Genomic DNA, 21,114 nt, shown 5'->3' with positions numbered 1-21,114 from the left:
GGGCATGGCTCGCCCCGCACACGGACATGCACTCGTCACCGTCTTCCAGGGTCGGGTGCTGGACGCCTGGTACCCGGCGCCCGCGCTCGGCGCTGCCGCAGGAGACGCCCAATGGATCGGCGGCAGCGACCTGGACGGCCTCGCCGGCGCCGTGCCGGCGCGCGGCGTCGAGCTGGAGCTGCGGCACGTCGAGATCGATCTGGATGCTCCGCCCGCCTCCGCCGAGGACGCCTATCTGCGCCTGCACCTGCTCAGCCACCGACTGGTGCGGCCGAACACCATCAACCTGGAAGGCATCTTCGGCACACTGCCGGTCGTCGCCTGGACGAACGGCGGTGCCGTCGCCCCGGAGTGGGCGACCGCGCATCGCGTCGAGCTGCAGCGCGCCGGCCTGCAGGTGCAGCTCGTCGATCGCTTCCCGCGCATGACCGACTTCGTGGTCCCCGACGGCGTGCGGATCGGCGACGCCAGCCGCGTGCGCCTGGGCGCCCACCTCGCCCCCGGCACCGTGGTGATGCACGAGGGGTTCGTGAACTTCAACGCCGGCACGCTCGGCACCTCGATGGTCGAGGGGCGCGTGTCGCAGGGCGTCGTGGTCGGTGACGGCACCGACATCGGCGGAGGCGCCTCGATCATGGGCACCCTCTCCGGCGGCGGCAAGGAGCGCATCGCGCTCGGCGAGCGTGTGCTGCTGGGAGCCAACGCGGGCGTCGGCATCTCGATCGGCGACGACACGGTGGTGGAGGCGGGCCTCTATGTGACCGCGGGCACCAAGGTCACGCTCCTGCCGAGCGGCGAGCAGGTGAAGGCCGTCGAGCTCTCCGGGCGACCCGGGCTGCTCTTCCGACGCAACTCGGTCACCGGCGCCGTCGAGGTGCTCGCCCGCGACGGCGACGGGGTCGAGCTGAACGCCGCGCTGCACTGACCGAGCCCGGCGCGGCGCAGCCCCTGCGCCGCGCACGCGTGCTGCGCTGATCGATTGCTGAGCGAGCGCAGAGATGCGCGCCCAGCCGGACGCGCGATGATGGCGGCATGCCACATCCTCAGCCCGATGCCGCGCCGCCGCCCGTGCTCGCGCTGCGCGAACTGACGAAGCGCTTCGGGCCGAAGCTCGCGGTCGATCGGCTCTCGCTCGACGTTCCGGCCGGCACCATGTTCGGGCTGCTCGGGCCCAATGGCGCTGGCAAGACGACGACGCTGTCGATGGCGACGGGTCTGCTGCGGCCCGACGCCGGCACCGCGTTCATCGGCGGGGTGGATGTCTGGGCGGATCCGCCCGCGGCCAAGGCCCGCATGGGGGTGCTCCCCGACGGCGTCCGCCTGTTCGACCGCCTGACGGGGGCCGAGCTGCTGCGCTATCACGGGCTGCTGCGCGGTCTGCCGGAGGCCGACGTCGTCTCGCGCGCGGCCGAGCTGCTCGAGGCCCTCGACCTGGACGATGCGGCATCCACGCTCGTCATCGACTACTCCGCCGGCATGCGCAAGAAGATCGGGCTCGCGTGCGCGCTCATCCACGCGCCGCGACTGCTGCTGCTGGACGAGCCGTTCGAGGCGGTCGACCCGGTCTCCGGCGAGACGATCCGCGAGATCCTGCGAGGCTTCGTGGCGTCCGGGGGCACGGTCGTGCTCTCGAGCCACGTGATGGAGCTCGTGGAGTCGCTCTGCGACCGCGTCGCCATCGTCTCCGACGGCCGCCTGCTCGCCATCGGCACCCTCGACGAGGTGCGGCAGGGGCAGCCGCTGCAGCGACGATTCCTCGAGCTCGTCGGCACCCACGCGCTCGGCGCTGAGAGCCTGTCGTGGCTGCGCTCCTCCTAGGCCTGCGCCTGCGGCAGCTGGGGCGCACGCTCGCCGGCAGTCGGTGGGCGATCGTGACGTTCGTCTTCGCGGTGCTGGGCGCTGTCGGGCTGCTCGGCGCCATCGCGATGCTGCTGGCGGCGCTGCGTGTGCTGGCCCCGGAGGCGGCCCCGGATGCGGTCGTGCTGCTGGGCAGCGCACTGGTCATCGGGTGGGCGGTCGCGAGCCTGCTCCTCTCTGCCGATGACGCGCTGGCACCCGAGCGCTTCTCGATGCTCCCCGTGCCCGCCGCCCGGCTGCTGCCGGGCGTGCTGCTCGCCGGAGCGATCGGCGTCGGCGGCATCGCGACGCTGCTCGCGCTGCTGCTGACGCTCATCGGATGGAGCGTCTCGGCGCCCGCCACCGTCGCCGCGGTGCTGCTCCTGCCGCTGCAGCTCGCCACCTGCCTGCTCGCCGGCCGCGCGCTGTCCTCGATCCTCGCGCGGCAGCTGTCGAAGCGCGGCGGCCGCGACCTGATGATCGTGATCGGCAGCGTGGTCGGGATCTCGGCCGGCGTGCTGGTGCCGGTGGTCGCGGCGGGCGTGAGCTCGATCGGCACGAGCGACTCGTGGTTCGGCGCCGTCACCGACGTGCTCGCCTGGACCCCGGTGGGCGCCGCATGGGGCGTGCCGCACGCGGTCGCGGCTGGTGACGCGATGGGTGCGGCAGCGCGGCTGCTGATCGCGCTCGTCACCGCCGTGCTGCTGTGGCAGGTGTGGGCGCACGACTTCGGCGCACGCCTGACCGCGCCCCTCGCGTCCGGCGGTGGGAGCCGGACGCACTCCGGCGCGTGGCTCGACCGGCTGCTGCCGTCGACACCGGTGGGCGCGATCGCGGCGCGCGGCCTGCGCTATCGGCTCCGCGATCCGCGGCATCTCGTCAACGTCATCGGCGTGCCGCTCGTGCCGTTGCTCGTGCTCGGGATGAACCGGGTGGTGAGCGTCTCCTTCGAGTCCCCGTCGGTGGACGCCGCTCCCGACCTCGGCGCTGCCGCCGGCATCGGTGCCATGCTCATGCCGCTGTTCGGCGCCCTGGTGCTCATGACGATCGCGCAGCTCGACGCCGCCTACGACAACTCCGCGGTCGCCGCCCACGTGCTGACCGGCATCTCCGGCACGCAGGATCGCGCGGGGCGCGCCCTCGGCATGGTCGCGCTGTTCGGCCCGCTGCTGATCGCGACCGCGCTCGTCTCGACCGCGATCGCTGGGCGGTGGGATCTGCTGCCGGGATCGCTCGGCGCCACCCTCGGCACGGCCGGCGTCGTCGTGGGTGTCGGCGCTGCCATCAGTCCGTGGATGCCCGGGCAGACTCCGGCGCCGGAGGCGAGCCCGTTCGGCGCTGGCTCCTCAGGCGGCGCGCAGGCGCTGCTGGGCGCGCTGGTCATGATGGCGGCGACGCTGACGGTCGGCGCGCCCGCGATCGGCACGGCGATCGCGTCGGCGTGGATCCCGTGGCTCGGATGGCTGAGCCTCGCCCTCGGCCTCGCGGTGGGCGCACTCGCCATCTGGCTGGGCGTGCGCCTCGGCGGACGGGCGCTCGACCGACGCTGGCCCGAGCTACTGGCGGCCGTCTCGCGCGCCGCCTGACCGCCCGCCAGCCACCCGCCAGCCCGCCAGCCCGCCACCTGCCACCGACCAGCGCGCGTGCCGCCTGCTGCCTGCCGCCGCGCCACCGGCCACCGACGCGTCCGCAGCGGAGGACAGATTCGCGAGACGGCTCGACCGGAGGACAGAACGTCCTCTCCCGGGAACGCGTCCTCCGCTCGGGACGCATCCGGGGCGCCGACGCGGCTCAGGCGCCGATCATCGCCTCGATCGGTCCGCGCGCGAAGAACACCACGAACAGCACCGCGACGATCCACAGCAGCGGCGAGATCTGCTTCGCGCGGCCCGCGACCGCGTTGACGAGCACCCACGCGATGAACCCCACGCCGATGCCGTTGGCGATGTTTTAGGTCAGCGGCATCACGACGATGGTGAGGAACGCCGGGAGCGCGATGCGGAAGTCGGTGAAGTCGATCTCGGTGATCTGCGTCATCATGAGCGCCCCGACGACCACCAGCGTGGCGGCGGCGACCTCGAGCGGCACCACGGATGTCAGCGGCGTGAGGAACATCGCGGCCAGGAACAGCATCCCGGTCACCACCGAGGCGAGCCCGGTGCGGGCACCGTCACCGATGCCGGCGGCCGAGTCGATGAAGACGGTGTTCGACGAGGCGCTCGCGCCACCGCCGGCGACCGCACCGAAGCCCTCGACGACCAGCGCGCGCTTCAGGCCGGGGAACTGCCCGTCGGGCGTCGAGATGCCCGCCTGGCGAGCCAATCCCGTCATCGAGCCGATCGCGTCGAAGAAGTTCATGAACACGAGCGTGAAGATGAACATCGTGGTCGCGAGGATGCCGATGCGCTCGAACGACCCGAAGGAGACCTGGCCGATGAGCGAGAAGTCGGGCAGGGAGAAGATCGAGGTCGGCAGCGCGGGCGGGTTGAGGTTCCACGCGTTGGGGTCGGTGCCGAGCGACGGCCCGACCTTGAAGATCGCCTCCAGCACGATGGCGATGAGGGTCGCGGCGACGATGCCGATCAGCAGGCCGCCCTGCACCCGGCGCGCGAGCAGGATGCCCATGAGCGCGAGCGCGATGATGAACACGACCGTCGGCAGCGACGTGATGGAGCCGCCCTCACCGAGCTGCACGGGCGGCGCCGCGATGCCCGTGGTGCGCACGAAGCCCGCGTCCACGAAGCCGATGAAGGCGATGAAGAGGCCGATGCCGACCGTGATCGCGGCCTTGAGCGGCGCGGGCACGGCGTCGAAGATCATCCGGCGCAGGCCCGTGAGCCCCAGCACGACGATGATGATGCCGTTGATCACCACGAGGCCCATCGCCTCGGCCCAGGTGAGCTCGCCGACCAAGCCGAAGGCGAGGAACGAGTTGATGCCGAGCCCTGCGGCGAGCCCGAACGGCACGTTCGCGATCAGGCCCATGGCGAGCGTCATCACGCCGCCCACGAGCGCCGTCACGGCCGCGACCTGGTGGTTCGGCAGCCAGCCGCCCTCGACATCCACTGCCGCCTGGTCGGCGGAGAAGCCGCCAATGATGAGCGGGTTGAGCACGATGATGTAGGCCATCGCGAAGAAGGTCACGAGCCCGCCGCGCAGCTCCTGCGGCACGGTCGAGCCGCGCTCGGTGATCTTGAAGAAGCGGTCGACGGCGCTCTTCGGCGCTGCCTGCGTGGTGCTGGTCATGGATGCTCCGGGTCAGCCGCGCAGGCGGCACTCAAGGTCGTGCGGGGGGCATGCGGGCGTGGACGCCCGAGAAGGAGACGCTGCGCGTCAGATGTGGCGCTCGGTGGGCCCCACGTAGAGCTGCTGCGGGCGGCCGATCTTCGTCTGCGGGTCGAGCATCATCTCGCGCCAGTGCGCGATCCAGCCGGGCAGGCGCCCGATCGCGAAGAGCACCGTGAACATGCGCTCCGGGAAGCCCATGGCCTTATAGATGACGCCGGTGTAGAAGTCGACGTTGGGGTAGAGCTTGCGCTCCCGGAAGTAGTCGTCGGCGAGCGCGACCTGCTCGAGCTCCTGCGCGATGTCGAGCAGCGGGTCACGCACGCCGAGCTGCGCGAGCACCTCTTCTGCGGAGGACTTGACGAGCTTGGCGCGCGGGTCGTAGTTCTTGTACACGCGGTGGCCGAAGCCCATCAGCTTCACCCCCTGCTCCTTGCGCTTGACGCGCTCGACGAAGCGCTCGACGCCCTCGCCGGAATCGCGGATGCCGCGGAGCATCGTGAGCACCGCCTCGTTCGCGCCGCCGTGCAGCGGGCCGGAGAGCGCGTGGATGCCTGCCGAGACGGAGGCGAACAGGTTCGCGTCCGTCGAGCCGACCAGGCGCACGGTCGACGTCGACGCATTCTGCTCGTGGTCGGCGTGCAGGATGAGCAGGCGCTCGAGGGCACGCACCATCACGGGGTTCTGGATGTACTCCTCGGCCTCGATGCCGAAGTTGAGCTTGAGATAGTTCTCGACGAAGCTCAGGCTGTTGTCCGGGTACAGGAAGGCCTGGCCGAGCGACTTCTTGTGCGCGTACGCCGCGATCACCGGCATCTTCGCGAGCAGCCGGATGGTCTGCTTGTCGACCTTGTCCGGGTCGCGGGGATCGTGGTCGGCCTCGTAGTAGGTCGACAGCGCGCTGACCGCGCTGGAGAGCGCGCTCATCGGGTGGGCGTCACGCGGCAGCGCATCGAAGAAGCGCCGCAGATCCTCGTGCAGCAGCGTGTGGCGACGAACGCGCTGGTCGAAGGTCGCCAGCTCGTCCTCGCTCGGCAGCTCGCCGTAGATGAGCAGGTGCGCGACGTCGAGGAACGTCTTCTGCTCAGCCAGCTCCTCGATCGGGTACCCGCGGTAGCGCAGGATGCCGGCGTCGCCGTCGATGTAGGTGATGGCACTCTGGGCGCTCGCGGTGTTCACGAAGCCGTAGTCCAGCGTGGTGAGCCCGGTGTCGCGCGTCAGCCTCGACACGTCGATCGCGGAGCGCCCGTCGGCCGCCTCGAGCACACGCAGCTCGGTGGAGCCGCCGTCGTGCTGGAGCGTCACGGAACGATCCGCCTCACGGGCGGGGGTCGATGCGGTGTCGTGGGTCGTCACCAGGACACACTATCGGTCGTCAGACCAGTGCTTCTCACGCGCCGTGAGGTCAGCCCCGGAGGCGCGCCGCGGCCGCCGCGATGTCGGCATCGGAGGCGGTGAGCGCGACCCGCACGTGCGTCCCGTCGCCGTAGAACGTGCCCGGCGCGACGAGGATGCCGAGCTGCGCGAGCGCATCGACCTGCCGCAGCGCATCCGTGCCGTCGGTCGCCCAGAGGTAGAGTCCGGCGTCCGACGAGACCGCGTAGCCGCGCGCCTCGAGCGCCGGCAGGAGCAGGGCGCGGCGGGCGCGGTAGCGCTCCCGCTGCTCGGCGACATGCGGCTCGTCGCCGAGCGCGACCGCGAGCGCGTGCTGCACCGGGCTCGGGGCCATCAGACCGAGGTGCTTGCGCACGGCGAGCACCTGCTGCACGAGCTGCGGGTCGCCCGCGATGAAGGCGGCCCGGTAGCCCGCCAGGTTCGACTGCTTGCTCAGCGAGTACACCGCGATCAGTCCGCTGAGGTCACCGTCGGTGACGCGCGGATCGAGGATCGACGGCGACTCGTCGACCGTCCACGGCAGCAGCGCGTAGCACTCGTCGCTCGCGACCACGATCCCCCGTGCACGGGCCGCGTGCACGACGCGACGGAGCGCATCCACGCCCAGCACCGCACCGGTGGGGTTCGACGGCGAGTTGAGCCAGACCAGCCTGGTCGCCTCCGGCCAGTTGTCGGGGTCATCGGCGCGCACCGGCTCGGCGCCGGCGACCCGGGCGCCGATGTCGTAGGTGGGATACGCGATCGACGGATGCACCACGACGTCGCCGGCGCCCAGGCCGAGCTGCAGCGGCAGACCCGCCACGAGCTCCTTCGAGCCGACGGTCACCAGCAGGTGATCGTCGCTCAGGCCGGGCACGCCGCGCACACGGTCGAACCACTCGACGATCGCGGCGCGCGCCTCCGACGAGCCGTGATTGGTCGGGTAGGCGTGCGCGTCGGTGGCCTCGCGCAGCGCCTGCTGGATGAGCGGCGGCGTCGGATCGACGGGCGAGCCGACGCTGAGGTCGATCAGCCCCTCCGGATGCAGCGCGGCCCGAGCCTTCGCCCCGGCGAGCGTGTCCCAGGGGAACTCGGGCAGCAGCATCAGTCGTGCTGCTGCGGCGGCAGGGCAGCGACGATGGGGTGGTCGTACTTGATGACGCCCACCTTGGCGGCACCACCGGGAGACCCGATCTCGTCGAAGAAGTGCACGTTCGCCTCGTAGTACTCGGCCCACTCCTCCGGCGTATCGTCCTCGTAGAAGATCGCCTCGACGGGGCACACGGGCTCGCACGCGCCGCAGTCGACGCACTCGTCGGGGTGGATGTAGAGCATCCGGTCGCCCTCGTAGATGCAGTCCACGGGGCACTCGTCGACGCACGCACGATCCTTGAGGTCGACGCACGGGAGCGCGATCACGTAGGTCATCGGGCTGTCTCCCCTTCTGTCCTGGTCCTGCTGACCATCCTAAGCCGCCGCATCGACTCGGCGTTCGGCCACGCCAGGGCGATGAGCGACGCGAGCGCCGGCACCAGCGACCAGAGCCACCCCGCGGCGTTGGCGGGCACGAGCGAGCGCTCCGTGCCCCACGCCCCGCGCCCGAGCGGGTCGATCGCGATGATCGCGATCACTCCCACGACGCCCAGCACCGCCGCGATGGTCATCGGTCGGGAACCGCTCGCCGCGCGCACACCGGCGATGAGTCCGACGGCGGCGATGAGCGAGAGCCCCAGGCCCCAGGGCAGCTGCTGGTGCGAGAAGGTGCCGACCGTGCCGACGACGATGCCGGCGAGCAGCGCGCCGACGCGCAGCAGCCACCGCGTGCTGCGCTTCGGCCGTGCCTCGATGAGCCGGTAGTGCTCGACCCTGTCGATCGGTCGCCGTTGGCCGCCCACGTGCAGCACGTCATCGCCGTCGACGGTCAGCTGCGAGCCGTGCGCCGCGAGCGCGCCCAGCACGCGCTCGCGCACCGGCTCGAGCTCGAACGAGGCGTCGGCCGCGTGGGGCGTGCGCACGTAGAGCGGCAGGTCGTACCGGCGGGCCACGAGCACGGCGGCGTGGTGCGCAGCGACGTGATCCGGATGCCCGTATCCGCCATCGGCGTCGTAGGTCACGAGCGCGGTCGGATCGACCTCCTCGACCACGACGCTGAGCGCATCCGCGAGGTCGTCGATGTCGGCCCTGCTCATTGAGGTGGGCGGCGCGTCGGGTGCGGCGCCGGCCTTGCCGTTCGCGTGCCACGCCATGCCGGAGTCATCCCAGCCGTGGATGCGGCGGCCGCGAGCGCCGAGAGCCCGGAGGGCCGCGTCGAGCTCGGCGCGCCGCACCTCGCCGATGCCGACCTCGTGAACTGCTGCCAGGCGCTCCGCGCGCACCTCACCGCGCTCGCCGAGCGTGAACGTCACCACCACCGCATCCCCTCCGTCGGCGGCAACGGTGGCGATCGCGGCGCCGGTCGAGAGCGTCTCGTCGTCGGGGTGGGCGTGCACGAACATCACGCGCTCGAGGCGGGAATCCATCACTCTCATCCAACCACTGTCTCGACCCATCGTCGGCCGTGGCCGCCTCAGCACGAGGACCCCTGCCGCCGACGTCGACCCGGTGCACCGGGTCGCTGCTGGCAGCAGGGGTCCTGTTCGCTGCGTGCTAGCCCTGCTTCTTCAGGCGGCTCGCCTCGCGGCCACGCGTGGTGGCGTCGAGGATCACCTTGCGGATGCGCACATTGGTCGGCGTCACCTCGACGCACTCGTCGTCGCGCGCCCACTCGAGGCACTCCTCGAGCGAGAGCTGCTTGGAGGGCGTCAGTCGCTCGAGCTCGTCGGCGTTCGCCGAGCGGATGTTGTTGAGCTTCTTCTCCTTGGTGACATTGATGTCCATGTCATCGGCCCGCGAGTTCTCGCCCACGACCATGCCCTCGTAGACGTCGTCGCCGGGCTCCACGAAGAAGACGCCGCGCTCCTGCAGCGCCATCATCGCGAACGGCGTCGCGACGCCCGTGCGGTCCGACACCAGCGCGCCGTTGCTGCGGGTCACGATGGCTCCCGCCCAGGGCTGCGTGCCATGCGAGATGGCATTGGCGATGCCGGTGCCGCGCGTGATCGTCATGAACTCGGTGCGGAAGCCGATCAGGCCACGGCTCGGCACGACGAACTCCATGCGAACCCAGCCCGTGCCGTGGTTCTGCATGCCGTCCATGATGCCCTTGCGCGCTGCCAGCAGCTGGGTCACGGCGCCGAGGTGCTCCTCCGGAACGTCGACGGTCAGGTGCTCGAACGGCTCGTGCAGCACGCCGTCGATCTTGCGCGTGACGACCTGCGGCTTGCCGACGGTGAGCTCGAAGCCCTCGCGGCGCATCTGCTCGACGAGGATCGCCAGAGCCAGCTCGCCGCGGCCCTGCACCTCCCAGGCATCGGGGCGGCCGACGTCGACGACGCGCAGCGACACGTTGCCGATCAGTTCGCGATCGAGGCGGTCCTTGACCATCCGGCCGGTGAGCTTCGCGCCCTTGACCTTGCCCGCGAGCGGCGACGTGTTGGTGCCGATCGTCATCGAGATCGCGGGCTCGTCGACCGTGATGGTCGGCAGCGGGCGCACGTCGTCCGGGTCGGCGAGCGTCTCGCCGATGGTGATGTCCGGGATGCCGGCGACGGCGATGATGTCGCCGGGGCCCGCGCTCTGAGCCGGGACGCGGTCGAGCGCCTTCGTCTCCAGCAGCTCGGTGATGCGCAGGTTCTGCACCTGGCCGTCGTGGCGCACCCACGCCACCGTCTGGCCCTTGGTGATGACGCCGGCCTTGACGCGCAGCAGCGCCAGGCGCCCCAGGAACGGCGATGCGTCCAGGTTCGTCACGTGCGCCTGCAGCGGTGCCTCGTCGTCGTAGGTGGGCGCCGGGATGTGCTCGAGGATCGCGGCGAACAGCGGCTCGAGGTTCTCGCTCTCGGGAAGCGCGCCATCGGCGGGCTTGACCGTCGAGGCGCGACCGGCCTTGCCGGAGGCGTACACGACGGGCACGTCGAGCACCGCGTCGAGGTCGAGGTCGGGAACGTCATCGGCAAGGTCGGAGGCGAGGCCGAGGAGCAGATCCTGGCTCTCCTCGACGACGGCGTCGATGCGCGCGTCGCCGCGGTCGGTCTTGTTGACCAGCAGGATGACGGGCAGCTTGGCCTCGAGCGCCTTGCGGAGCACGAAACGGGTCTGCGGCAGCGGGCCCTCGGAGGCGTCCACCAGCAGCACGACGCCATCGACCATCGACAGGCCGCGCTCGACCTCTCCGCCGAAGTCGGCGTGGCCGGGGGTGTCGATGACGTTGATCGTGACGGGCTCGTCGGTGTGCTCGCCGGCGTAGCGGATGGCGGTGTTCTTCGCGAGGATGGTGATGCCCTTCTCGCGCTCGAGGTCGCCAGAATCCATCACCCGGTCGTCGACGGCCTGGTGGGCTGTGAAGGAGCCCGTCTGCCGCAGCATCGCGTCGACGAGGGTGGTCTTTCCGTGGTCCACGTGGGCGACGATCGCCACGTTGCGGAGGTCTGATCGCGATGCGATCGGCATGCAGGTGCCTTCCGATATGGGAGTGCGCGACGAACGGCCGCGATCGCCAAGTCTAGCGGGCGACCGCGGCCGTGCTCGTGCGCCAGCGGCTAGAGCTTCTCTTCCTCGTCGAGCGTCTGGTCTGCCTGCCGGTCGTGGGCGATCCGCTGAGGGTCGGCGAGCGCCGGAACGTCGCGCTCCGGCGACTCCTCCGAAGTGCGCGCGAGCACCTCGAGGCGCACGGCGCGGCGCGCGGCCTGCTTGTCGGGGTCGGGCACCGGGATGGCCGCGATCAGTCGCTGCGTGTAGGGCTCCTTGGGCGCGCGCAGGATGGCGTCGCGCTTGCCCTGCTCGACGATCTTGCCGTGGTGCATCACCGCGATGCGATCCGACATCAGGTCGACCACCGCGAGGTCGTGGCTGATGAACAGGCAGGCGAAGCCCTGCTCCTGCTGCAGCTCCCGCAGCAGCTCCAGCACGGTCGCCTGCACCGAGACGTCGAGCGCGCTCGTCGGCTCGTCGGCGACCAGCAGCTCGGGGCTCATCGACAGCGCTCTGGCGATGCCGACGCGCTGCTTCTGGCCGCCGGAGAGCTCGTGCGGGAAGCGGTTGCGGTAGGACTGCGGCAGCCGCACGGCGTCGAGCAGCTCCTCGACGCGCGTGTCGAGCGCCTTCCCGCGGTGGATCTTCGCCAGGTACATCGGCTCGCCGATCGACTCGCCGATCGGCAGCCGGGGGTTGAGCGACGACGACGGGTCCTGGAAGACGATGCCAACCTTGCGGTTGAGGCTGCGCGCGAGCTTGCGATCGATGTTGGAGATGTCGATGCCCGCGACCTCGAGCCGTCCCTCGGCGATGGGCTGCAGGCCGATCGCGGCGCGTCCGATGGTCGACTTGCCGGAGCCCGACTCGCCGACCAGGCCGAGGATCTCACCGGGACGGATCTGCAGCGAGACCCCGTCGACGGCGCGGAAGGTGCCGAGCTTGCCCTTCTTGCCGTACTCGATCGCGACGCTGTCGAGCACGAGCGCGGGCTTGCCGTCGAACACCTTCTCGCTGCGCGTGGCCTCCTCGGCTGCGCGCGCGTTGACCTCGACGCGTCGCTGGAGCTCCTCGTCGGCGACGTCGGCGTGCGTCGAGAGCGCGAGCGCGGCGGTCAGGTCGATGGCCTCCTGGTCTCCGCCTCCCTCGCCCAGCCGTGGCACGGACGACAGCAGCATCTGCGTGTAGGGCTGCTGCGGGTTGGAGAAGATCTCGCGCACCGGGCCCTGCTCGACGATGCGGCCCTGCTCCATCACGACCACCCAGTCGGCGAGGTCGGCCACGACGCCCATGTCGTGGGTGATGAGGAGCACGGCGGAACCGAGGCGATCCTTGAGGTCGCGCATGAGCTCGAGGATCTCGGCCTGCACCGTCACGTCGAGCGCCGTGGTCGGCTCATCCGCGATCAGCAGCTCGGGGTCGAGCGAGAGCGCCATGGCGATCATGGCGCGCTGGCGCTGACCGCCGGAGAGCTGGTGCGGGTAGGACTTGAACGCCTTCATGGCATCGGGCAGCTCGACCAGGTCGAGCATCTCCAGCGCGCGCTCCTGCGCTGCGCTGGGCGCCATGTTGCGGTGGATGCGCAGGGCCTCCATGATCTGGAAGCCGACCGTGAACACGGGGTTCAGCGCGGTCATCGGCTCCTGGAAGATCGCGGAGACGCGGTTGCCGCGCACCTCGCGCATCTCGGTGGGCGAGATCTCGGTGAGCTCGTCGCCGCCCAGCTTGATCGAGCCGCGCACGCGCGCGTTCTTCGGCAGCAGGTCGAGGATCGCCATGGACGAGACGCTCTTGCCGGAGCCGGATTCGCCGACCACGGCGACGACCTCGCCCCTGCCGATCTCGTAGGAGATCTCTCGTGCGGCCGGGATCCAGTAGCCGTCGACGGCGAAGTCGACGCTCAGGCCGGTGATCTGCAGTGCGGGCACATCGCTGTGCTCGCCGTGCACCGGCTCGGTGTGGGTGGAAGTCATGCCGCCTCCTCCTGCGGGGTGTCGGATTCGCCGGGCGCTGTGGCGCCTGCGACGATGAAGCTGTGAACGACGATCTGCGCACCGTGACGGTCCACTCTCGCGTCAATCGGGGCATGGCGATCGCCTCGTGGGCGCTGCTCGCCGTGCTGGGCGTGCTGATCGCGCTGGGCTCCACCCTGCAGGGCGTCGCCGCCGTCGCGCTCGGGGGCGCCTGGCTGGCCTACGCGGTGCACGTCTTCCTCTGGGCTCCGAGCCTGACGGTCGACGACGGCGGCAACGAGATCCGCAATCCGCTGCGCACCGTCAGGGTGCCCTGGGAGGCGCTGATCCACGTGGACACGCGCTTCGCGCTCACGCTGCACACGCCCGGCGCCGCATGGACCGTCTGGTGCGCGCCGCAGGCGAGCGCCCTGGTCGGCCGCGCCAAGGCACGTCGCGCTCGCGAGGATCGCGATGACCGCGATCCGCGCAATCCGCTCGACGCCGGTGTGCGCATCGGCGACCTGCGCGGCACCGAGTCGGGCGACGCCGCCGCGCTCGTGCGTCAGCGCTGGGCGGAGCACCGCTCCGACATCGACGCCGGCGACGTCGCGGTGCCCACGAGCATCCACCGGGGTCGCGCGGTCGCGCTCGTCATCGGCCCCGTGCTCGCGACCGTCGTGCCGCTGCTGCTCTGACACGGTCGTCAGCGACACCGACTCACCCATTGCGGGTGCTGCCCGAATCCTGTGGCAGCTCCTTCGTCCGACGGATCGAGAACCGCTTCTGGCGCGGGTCGAACGCGTCGCGCAGGCCGTCGCCGATGAAGTTGATCAGCAGCGCCGGGACCACGATGAAGGACGCCGGGAACCAGAACAGCCAGGGCCGGGTGGCGAACGCCGACTGGTTGTCGGAGACCAGCAGGCCCAGCGACGCCTCTGGTGAGCGGATGCCGTAGCCGAGGTAGCTGAGCGCCGTCTCGAGCAGGATCGCCGAAGCAGCGATCAGCGATGCCGCGACGATGACGACGCCGAGCGCGTTCGGCAGGATGTGCTTGAAGATGATGCGCGCATCGCTCGCGCCCGCCACGCGTGCAGCCTCCACGAACTCGCGCTCGCGCAGCGACAGGAACTCCGCTCGCACCAGACGCGCGATGCCCATCCAGGCGACGAAGCCCAGCGTGATGGCGAGGTACTGCACGCCGAGACCGCCGGTCATGCGGCCGACCACCGCGCCGACCACGATGAGCGGGATGACGATGAACACGTCGGTGATGCGCATCAGGATCGCGTCGACCCAGCCGCGGTAGTAGCCGGCGAGGGCGCCGACGACGGTGCCGAGCACGGTGGCGACACCGGCGAGCAGCACGATCACGAGGAACGAGTTCTGCACGCCGCGCATGGTCGCCGCGAAGTAGTCGACGCCGATGCGCGTCTGGCCGAACGGGTGCTCGCCGAGCGCGAAGCCCGCGCCGCCGAGCCACTCGGGGATGAGCGAGAGCGTGGGCTTGCCAGCATCCACGACCGGCACCGGCTGGTAGTAGTTGTGGTGCCACCAGCCCGGGATGGGCCCGAGGCCGATCGCCGAGATCGAGAACGCGAAGATCGCGACCAGCAGCACGAACGAGACCATGGAGGTCTTGTTGCGCACGAAGCGCTTGAAGACGAGCGTCGTCTGGCTCTCGCCGGCGGTGCCTTCGCCCGGCGTCTTGCCGTTAGCGGTGGGGTTCGTCACTTGACCCTCACTCTCGGGTCGAGGAGCGCGTAGCTCAGGTCTGCGAGGAAGTTGAACAGGATCGCGGTGATGGCGATCACGATGAAGTAGCCCATGACCGGGTTCACGTCCACTCTGCCGAGCGCCACGGTGAACAGCGCACCCATGCCACTGATCGCGAACACGCGCTCCGTGATGAGGGCGCCGCCGAGCAGCACGCCGATATCGGCGGCGACGATGGTCGTGATCGGAATGAGCATGTTGCGGAACGCGTGCCGCGTGATCACGACGCGCTCAGACAGGCCCTTCGCCCGTGCGGTGCGGATGTAGTCCTGGTTGAGCACCTCGAGCAGGCCGGCGCGCGCATAGCGCGTGTAGCCCGCGAACGAGATGAGCGTGAGCGAGATGGTCGGCAGCAGGAAGTGCGTGAACGTGTCGAGCCCCATCACCCACATGTCGCCGGAGAGCCCGACCGTCTGCTCGCCGACCGTGGCGATGGGCCGGTTGTTGATGCGCGGGTTCGACAGGTACGCGGGCCATGCCTGGAGGAAGCGGTCGGCGATGACCAGCAGCATCCCGAGGAAGCCGACGAGCATCGTCACGCGGATGACCAGGCTCCGATCCGGGCCGCCGATGACCCAGCCGACCACGAAGCAGACGGCGAGTGTGCCGAGCGCGACGATGCCGACGGTCCAGACCGTCGAGATGTCGAACAGGCCCTGGAGCGCGAAGTACGAGCCGTAGGTGAGCACGCCCGCGATGCCCGCGCCCAGCAGCGCCCGCCGGTTGGCGAAGCCCGCCAGCACCGCGACGACGCCGAAGACCGTGCCGCCGATCAGCAGCAGCAGCCCGACAGCGCCGAGCCCCGGCCGCTGGAACCAGTTCACCGCATCCAGGTACAGGAGCATCCCGAGGGTGGCAGCGGTCGCGATGGCGAAGGTGAGCACGCGTCTGCGGACCGAGCCCGCGGTGAGCGCCTGCATGATCGCGCCGATCAGCAGCGCGAAGACGATCGACGGGATGAGCCCGATGCTCGAGTCGCCGTTCGAGAGCCAGTTGTTGAAGTCGATCGCGATGAACTCCTTCAGCAGCACGGCGGCGAGGAACGACGGCAGCGAGTACAGGAAGAAGCTCACGAACGTCATGCCGAGGTCGAACGCCGAGTACTGGCGGAGGGCCGAGACGATGCCCGTGATGACGCCGAACAGGATCGCGAGGATCGTGGAGGCGGCGACCAGCCTCACCGTTGAGGCGGTGGCGTTGCCGAGCAGCGCGGTCACGGGTGTGTAGTTCAGGTCGGTGCCGAGGTCACAGGGCGTGAAGGGCGTCAAGCAGCCCGCTGCGCCTGCGAGCCAGCCGAACCAGCGGAGCGGCGGCGGCACGTCGAGGTCGAGTCGTTCGATGCGCTGGCCGATCAGCAGCTGTGCGTTCGGGGCGTTCGAGCCCTGGAGGTCTTCCAGGGGGTTCCCTGAGTTCGCCGTCAGCACGTACATGATGAACGACGCGACGAGCAGGGTGAGAATGGAGGCAAGGATGCGCCTCACGATGAAGCTGAGCACGGCTCTGGGCTCCGATCAACCGGAAGATCACGCGGGTCGCGCGTGATCGAGGACGGACACGGGTTGGCCGTGGCTGCCGGGACTTGGGTCCCGACAGCCACGGCCGAAGGACTAACTGGGAATCATTCTGTCAGGCGATCAGCCGACGAGCGACCACTCCCAGGTGTTCCAGATGACGCCCGTCTGGCCGCCGTTGTAGACGACACCGTCGACGGCACCGTTCGTTGCAACCAGACCGGGGGTCTGGAACAGCGGCAGGCCGTAGAAGTCATCGCGGGTGAGTGCGTCGATCTCGATCTGGATCTCGGTCAGACGCTCCTCGTCACCGATGGTCATCTGCGACTCGTCGACGAGAGCGTCGACCTCGGAGTTCGAGTAGCCGTTGTAGTTGCCACCACCGTTGGTCTTCCAGATCTGCGGGAGGCCGGCGTAGCCGACACCCGCGGAGATCCAACCGAAGATCGATGCGTCGTAGCTGCCCGATCCGAGCAGGCTGCCCCAGTCGGGCGAGCCGGCGTCGACGATGTTGAAGCCGGCCTCCGAAGCGCTGGCCTGGATCAGCTGGAACGCGTCGACGCGGTTCGGGTTGTTCGTGTTGTAGAGGATGCTGACCGTCGGCGTGGCGCCGGCGAGCAGCTCACGAGCGCCCTCGATGTCGGGCTCGGTGAAGTCCGAGTAGCCGTTGGCGGCCACTGCGTCCTCGTACTGCGGCTGGTTCGTGACGAACTGCTGCGAGTTGAGCACCTCGGCGTCCTCCTGCACCGGTGCCACGATCGAGTCGAGGATCGCCTGGCGCGGGATGGTCTTGAGGAAGGCCTCGCGGACGTTCGCGTCGGCGAACACCTCGGAGTTCATCGTGAGGTCGATGTGGTCGTACGACAGCTGCGAACCCTGGATCAGCGTGCCGCCGAAGCCCTCGATCGCGGCGATGGTGTCAGCCGACGGCTGCGGCTCGATGACCTGCACCTCGCCGTTCTGGAGTGCCGTGATCTGCGCGTTGGGGTCACCGATGAAGCGGATGATCAGTTCGTCGAAGCCCGGGGCCATCTCGCCGCGCCAGTTGGGGTTCGGCTCGAAGGAGATGAAGCCACCGTCGTCGGCCGTGAAGTCCTTCGGGACCCACATGCCGGCACCGACGAGGAGACCCTCGTCCGTCGGCATCGACGTGATGTTGTAGCCCGTGTTCCACAGCTCGGCGAGCGACTGGAGCTGCTCGTTCGGCTCGGCCGGAGCGTCCGGGTTGCCCTCGGGCGTCTCGGCCAGGAAGGTCGCGAGCTCCTCGGTCGAGCCGAAGCCAGCGTGCTCAGCGAACACGTGCGCCGGCTTGCCGATCAGGTTGACGAGGTTCCAGTCGACGTACGGCTCGCTGTACTCGAGCGTCAGCGTGCCGGCCTCTTCGTCGATCTCGGGGAACGACGTGGTGTCAAGACCCGAGGTGGAGCCAGCGAGCTGGAAGTAGACGTTGCCGGAAGCGACCTCGCCCGTCTCCTCGTCGTAGGTCGCGTCGTCGAACCAGCCCGAGCCGATCGCCCACTGCAGCAGCAGGTCGGTGGTCGTCATCGGCGTGCCGTCCGACCAGACAGCCTCGGGGTCGAGGGTGTACTTGACGACCAGCGGCTCGTCGGTGACGAGCTCGACCGTGCCGTTGGTCTCGTCCGGAACGATGTTGAACTCGTTGTCGACGTAGAAGAACGAACCCGGGCCGGTCGCGTTACCCATGAGGTAGTCGATCATGCCGTTGGTGTTGAGGTTGGTCTCCGGCGTGGCCGAGGACAGCGCCGTCGCAGCGTTGGTCTGCGCGATGCTGATCGAGCCACCGGCGCCCGCGCTCGGGTCGGTCTCGCCCGAGGTGCCCGGGTCGGGGGTGGTCGTGGTGCAGCCCGCGAGCGCGACCATGGCAGCGGTGCCGATGGCCATGCCTGCAAGCGTGCGGCCGCGACGCTTGTTGATGATTGTCACTGGTTATCCTCCTGTGCAAGGTGAGCGAGCGGCTTCTTGAGCCGCAGTGCTCTGAGATGAATGCCAGTCTAGGCACGGCCCCAGCGCCCACCACGCGCGGTGATGCGATCGTTACCATTTTGGTGCTTCCACGATCCTGAGGCGCTCTGCCCATAGCGTTGAGGCGTGCCTGCCATGCTGATCCGCCGACGACGCCTCGTGCTCGAGATCGCCATCGTCCTGTTCCTGTCGCTGGGGGCGAGCGCGCTCTGGTCGCTGCTGCAGTACATCGACGTCTCGACCCGCCCGACGCCCATCGGCGAGCAGCAGGTCGCGCTCAATCCGGCGCGCTCCGACCGGCCGTGGCTCGATCTCGCGTACCAGCTCACCGGCATCGTGCTCGACCTCGTGCCCGTGGCGCTCGTGATCTGGCTGCTGTGGCGCCATCGGCGACCGCACATGGGCGCGCTCGGGATCGATGGAAGCCGTCCCTGGCGGGACACGGCATCCGGCACCGCGCTGGTGCTCGTCATCGGCATCCCCGGCCTCGCGCTCTATGTGGCGGGTCGCGCGACGGGGCTCACCGTCGACGTGGTCCCGTCGCCGCTCGACGCTCACTGGTTCACCGTGCCGGTGCTGCTGCTGTCGGCCCTGCGCGCGGGGCTGACCGAAGAGGTGATCGTGATCGGCTACCTGTTCGAGCGGCTGCGACGGCTCGGATGGAGCGCGTGGCAGATCATCGTCGCGACTGCCGCGCTGCGCGGGATGTATCACCTGTACCAGGGCGTGCCGGCGCTGATCGGCAACTTCGCGATGGGGCTGCTGTTCGGCTGGCTCTATCAGCGCACCGGCAGGCTGCTGCCGCTCATCATCGCGCACACGCTCATCGACGTGGCGGTGTTCGTGGGGTATCCGTGGGCGTACGCGACGTTCCCGGGGCTGCTCGGCGGCTGACCTCGGGGTCTGCTCTCGGGGGTTGATCTCGGAGGTTGATCTCGTGACGCGCGCTGCGCGCGCTCCTCGATCAACGAACTCCCCGCAGGGCGAGGAGCGGGTGGGCGCGGCCCGGCCGCGTCACGAGACCGTCGACCGCCGCGGTGATCCGCTACGGCGCCGGCGTCGCGGCGTCGATCGACCACTCCCACGCGTTCCAGGTGAGCGCGGCAGGCCCGGGCCGCGGCGTGACGCCCCGCACGTCGGCGCGCGCGATCGTCAACCGCTCCGGCTCCACGATCGGCAGCAGCAGGGCGTCGGCGACGAGCGAGGTCTCGAGCTCGAGCAGCGTCTCCTCGAGCGCATCCTGATCGGCGGTCGCGAGCGCCTCATCGAGCAGCGCATCGCGCTCAGGGCTCGCGGCCGCTGTGATGCCGCCGCCCCGCCAGCGCTCGGAGATCTCCGCCACATCCGAGGGCACCGGCGTCATGTGCAGCACCGCATTCCAGTCGTCCTGCTCGAGGCCCGCTACGAGGTCGTCGACGCCGCAGTCGCGCACCGCCCACCCCGCCTCGGCGGCCGGGGCCCGCATCGCGGCCACGAATGCGGCCGCGAACGCCTCCGCGCGATCGAAGCGCACGCAGATCTCGGTGCCGGACGCGATCGCCATCGACTCGCGCAGCATCGCGGCCGCCTCGGGATCAGTGTCGCCGAACCTCTCGCCGAAGCCGGCGTCCTCGAGCGCATAGCCGTAGACGCGGGTGTCGGCGCGGAACAGCATCGAGTCGGTCGTCGCCGCCGCGTCCTGGCCGCCCTCCCCATGCGCGGCCTCGATCGCACCCCGACGGTCGACCGACTGCAGGAGCGACGTGCGGGCCTCGACCGACTGCAGCGGTGCGCGGTCGGCGCGCAGCGCCAGCTCCCACCGCACTCCGAAGCTGTGGCTCACGAGCGCCGCGTCGTCGCGCTCCAGGTCGCGCAGCTGCGCGCTGTCGGCATCCGTGCGCGCGATGGTCGCGACGTCGAGCTCGCCCGCGGTCAGACCGGCGAGCGCGGCGCGATCGTCGGCCACCGGCTGCAGCGCGATCCGCTCGATCGCGGCGCCCTGCGCGCCCACGTACGCGTCGTTGGCCACCAGCTCGACGCGGCCGTGCTGCATCGCCTCGACGCGGTACGGGCCGCTCGAGAGCAGCAGCTCGGCATCCGGCGCGAGCGGATCGATCGTGAGCGAGCTCCAGGCCGCCGCGACCTGCCCGAGCACGAGCGGATCGGCGCGGTCGAGGGCGTCGAGCAGCGCCTGCTTCGCCTCCATCGGGTCGGCGATGCCCAGCACCCGCTGGCCGAGCAGGTGGGCGGGCACCGCGACCTCGAGCGCGAGTCGCCACTCGGGGATCGGCTGCGAGAACTCGACATCGACCGAGCGAGCCCAGTCGTCGCGCACCGCTGCCGAGGCGTGCTGCATGCCGCCGGCGTCCGCGACGTCGAACCAGACCGCATCCTCTGGCAGGTCGAGCGCGCCATCGACGCCGCGCAGCGCGTCGATGGCGAGATCGCGCGTGGACAGCGCGTTGGATGCGGCGGCCCAGCCGAGCATGAGGTCGGCGGCGTCGACGGGCACGCCATCGGACCAGCGGACGCCGTCAGCCAGGTCGTAGCGCACGGTGAACGGCGACTCATCGATGATCGTGGCGGTGCCGAAGGTGGGATCCTCCCGCACCTCCCCGGCATCGTCGATGACCGCGAAGGCGCCGCGCGTCATCGCCGCCACGTCGCGGTTGCCGCTCGTCGCGCCCTGCGTGCTCGCTGCGTTCACGGAGGTGAGCTCGCCCGTCCATGCCACGTCGACCGCCGTTCCGGCGACGACGCGCGGGGGGTGGGCCGGGTCGGCGCAGGCGGTCAGGGCTAGGGCGAGGATCGCGGCGGTAGCGATCGCGAGGGGGCGGAGCGGTCTCGTG

At 70.3% G+C, this 21,114-nt stretch carries 15 protein-coding genes and 1 pseudogene; 5 read left to right on the top strand and 11 right to left on the bottom strand.

What is annotated here, in order from left to right; genetic code table 11:
• Window positions 1-4 precede the first annotated feature (4 nt).
• The 3 genes from dapD to ABG090_RS04190 all read left to right on the top strand — a co-directional run bounded on the left by dapD (window position 5) and on the right by ABG090_RS04190 (window position 3,422).
• Window positions 5-925: a 2,3,4,5-tetrahydropyridine-2,6-dicarboxylate N-succinyltransferase gene (gene dapD, locus ABG090_RS04200; protein WP_347756686.1), complete on the top strand. Its 921-nt coding sequence runs from the start codon at window positions 5-7 to the stop codon at window positions 923-925.
• Between the two features lie 107 nt (window positions 926-1,032).
• Window positions 1,033-1,818 (top strand): ABC transporter ATP-binding protein, encoded by a 786-nt coding sequence (locus ABG090_RS04195; RefSeq protein ID WP_347756684.1) that lies wholly within the window; start codon window positions 1,033-1,035, stop codon window positions 1,816-1,818.
• Window positions 1,800-3,422, top strand: coding sequence for a hypothetical protein (locus tag ABG090_RS04190; protein ID WP_347756682.1), 1,623 nt, complete (start codon window positions 1,800-1,802; stop codon window positions 3,420-3,422). Before ABG090_RS04195 ends, ABG090_RS04190 begins: the two co-directional genes overlap by 19 nt.
• 205 nt (window positions 3,423-3,627) lie before the next feature.
• On the opposite strand, the pseudogene ABG090_RS04185 reads toward ABG090_RS04190, so the two are convergent.
• From ABG090_RS04185 to ABG090_RS04155, 7 genes and pseudogenes are all read right to left on the bottom strand, one after another.
• Window positions 3,628-5,082: pseudogene (locus tag ABG090_RS04185) on the bottom strand (NCS2 family permease).
• 87 nt (window positions 5,083-5,169) lie between these two features.
• Window positions 5,170-6,393 (bottom strand): citrate synthase, encoded by a 1,224-nt coding sequence (locus tag ABG090_RS04180; RefSeq protein WP_347757485.1) that lies wholly within the window; start codon window positions 6,391-6,393, stop codon window positions 5,170-5,172.
• A 133-nt stretch (window positions 6,394-6,526) separates the two neighbouring features.
• The gene (gene dapC / locus ABG090_RS04175; RefSeq protein ID WP_347756680.1) at window positions 6,527-7,600 is read right to left on the bottom strand and encodes a succinyldiaminopimelate transaminase; all 1,074 of its coding nucleotides are present in this window, start codon (window positions 7,598-7,600) and stop codon (window positions 6,527-6,529) included.
• Window positions 7,600-7,923, bottom strand: coding sequence for a ferredoxin (fdxA, locus tag ABG090_RS04170; protein ID WP_347756678.1), 324 nt, complete (start codon window positions 7,921-7,923; stop codon window positions 7,600-7,602). The genes dapC and fdxA overlap by 1 nt, the downstream gene beginning before the upstream one ends.
• The gene (locus ABG090_RS04165; RefSeq protein ID WP_347756676.1) at window positions 7,920-9,014 is read right to left on the bottom strand and encodes a PIG-L family deacetylase; all 1,095 of its coding nucleotides are present in this window, start codon (window positions 9,012-9,014) and stop codon (window positions 7,920-7,922) included. The genes fdxA and ABG090_RS04165 overlap by 4 nt, the downstream gene beginning before the upstream one ends.
• A 127-nt stretch (window positions 9,015-9,141) precedes the next feature.
• Window positions 9,142-11,043, bottom strand: a complete 1,902-nt coding sequence (gene typA / locus ABG090_RS04160; RefSeq protein ID WP_347756674.1) for a translational GTPase TypA — start codon at window positions 11,041-11,043, stop codon at window positions 9,142-9,144.
• Window positions 11,044-11,132: 89 nt separating this feature from the next.
• Window positions 11,133-13,037, bottom strand: coding sequence for an ABC transporter ATP-binding protein (locus ABG090_RS04155; RefSeq protein ID WP_347756672.1), 1,905 nt, complete (start codon window positions 13,035-13,037; stop codon window positions 11,133-11,135).
• A gap of 62 nt (window positions 13,038-13,099) precedes the next feature.
• Between ABG090_RS04155 and ABG090_RS04150 the strand changes: the two genes are divergently transcribed.
• Window positions 13,100-13,714, top strand: a complete 615-nt coding sequence (locus ABG090_RS04150) for a PH domain-containing protein (protein ID WP_347756670.1) — start codon at window positions 13,100-13,102, stop codon at window positions 13,712-13,714.
• A 22-nt stretch (window positions 13,715-13,736) separates the two neighbouring features.
• Here the strand turns inward: ABG090_RS04150 and ABG090_RS04145 are convergent, their stop codons facing one another.
• The 3 genes from ABG090_RS04145 to ABG090_RS04135 form a co-directional block, all read right to left on the bottom strand.
• Window positions 13,737-14,750 carry an ABC transporter permease gene (locus tag ABG090_RS04145; protein ID WP_347756668.1) on the bottom strand — a complete coding sequence of 338 codons (1,014 nt, stop codon included), beginning with the start codon at window positions 14,748-14,750 and terminating at the stop codon, window positions 13,737-13,739.
• Window positions 14,747-16,288: an ABC transporter permease gene (locus ABG090_RS04140; protein WP_347756666.1), complete on the bottom strand. Its 1,542-nt coding sequence runs from the start codon at window positions 16,286-16,288 to the stop codon at window positions 14,747-14,749. Before ABG090_RS04140 ends, ABG090_RS04145 begins: the two co-directional genes overlap by 4 nt.
• Window positions 16,289-16,426: 138 nt before the next feature.
• On the bottom strand, window positions 16,427-18,247 hold the full coding sequence (locus ABG090_RS04135; RefSeq protein ID WP_347756665.1) for an ABC transporter family substrate-binding protein: 1,821 nt from the start codon (window positions 18,245-18,247) through the stop codon (window positions 16,427-16,429).
• A 174-nt stretch (window positions 18,248-18,421) separates the two neighbouring features.
• On the opposite strand from ABG090_RS04135, the gene ABG090_RS04130 reads away from it, so the two are divergent.
• The gene (locus ABG090_RS04130) at window positions 18,422-19,180 is read left to right on the top strand and encodes a CPBP family intramembrane glutamic endopeptidase (RefSeq protein ID WP_347757483.1); all 759 of its coding nucleotides are present in this window, start codon (window positions 18,422-18,424) and stop codon (window positions 19,178-19,180) included.
• A gap of 151 nt (window positions 19,181-19,331) precedes the next feature.
• On the opposite strand, the gene ABG090_RS04125 is transcribed toward ABG090_RS04130, so the two are convergent.
• The gene (locus ABG090_RS04125) at window positions 19,332-20,999 is read right to left on the bottom strand and encodes an ABC transporter substrate-binding protein (RefSeq protein ID WP_347756663.1); all 1,668 of its coding nucleotides are present in this window, start codon (window positions 20,997-20,999) and stop codon (window positions 19,332-19,334) included.
• Window positions 21,000-21,114 lie beyond the last annotated feature (115 nt).

Source organism: Agrococcus sp. ProA11, from assembly GCF_039880525.1.
In the GTDB taxonomy this organism is placed as follows: Bacteria; Actinomycetota; Actinomycetes; order Actinomycetales; family Microbacteriaceae; genus Agrococcus; species Agrococcus chionoecetis.
Note: the sequence above shows the minus strand (reverse complement) of the source record. Positions and strands in the feature narration are given on the sequence as shown.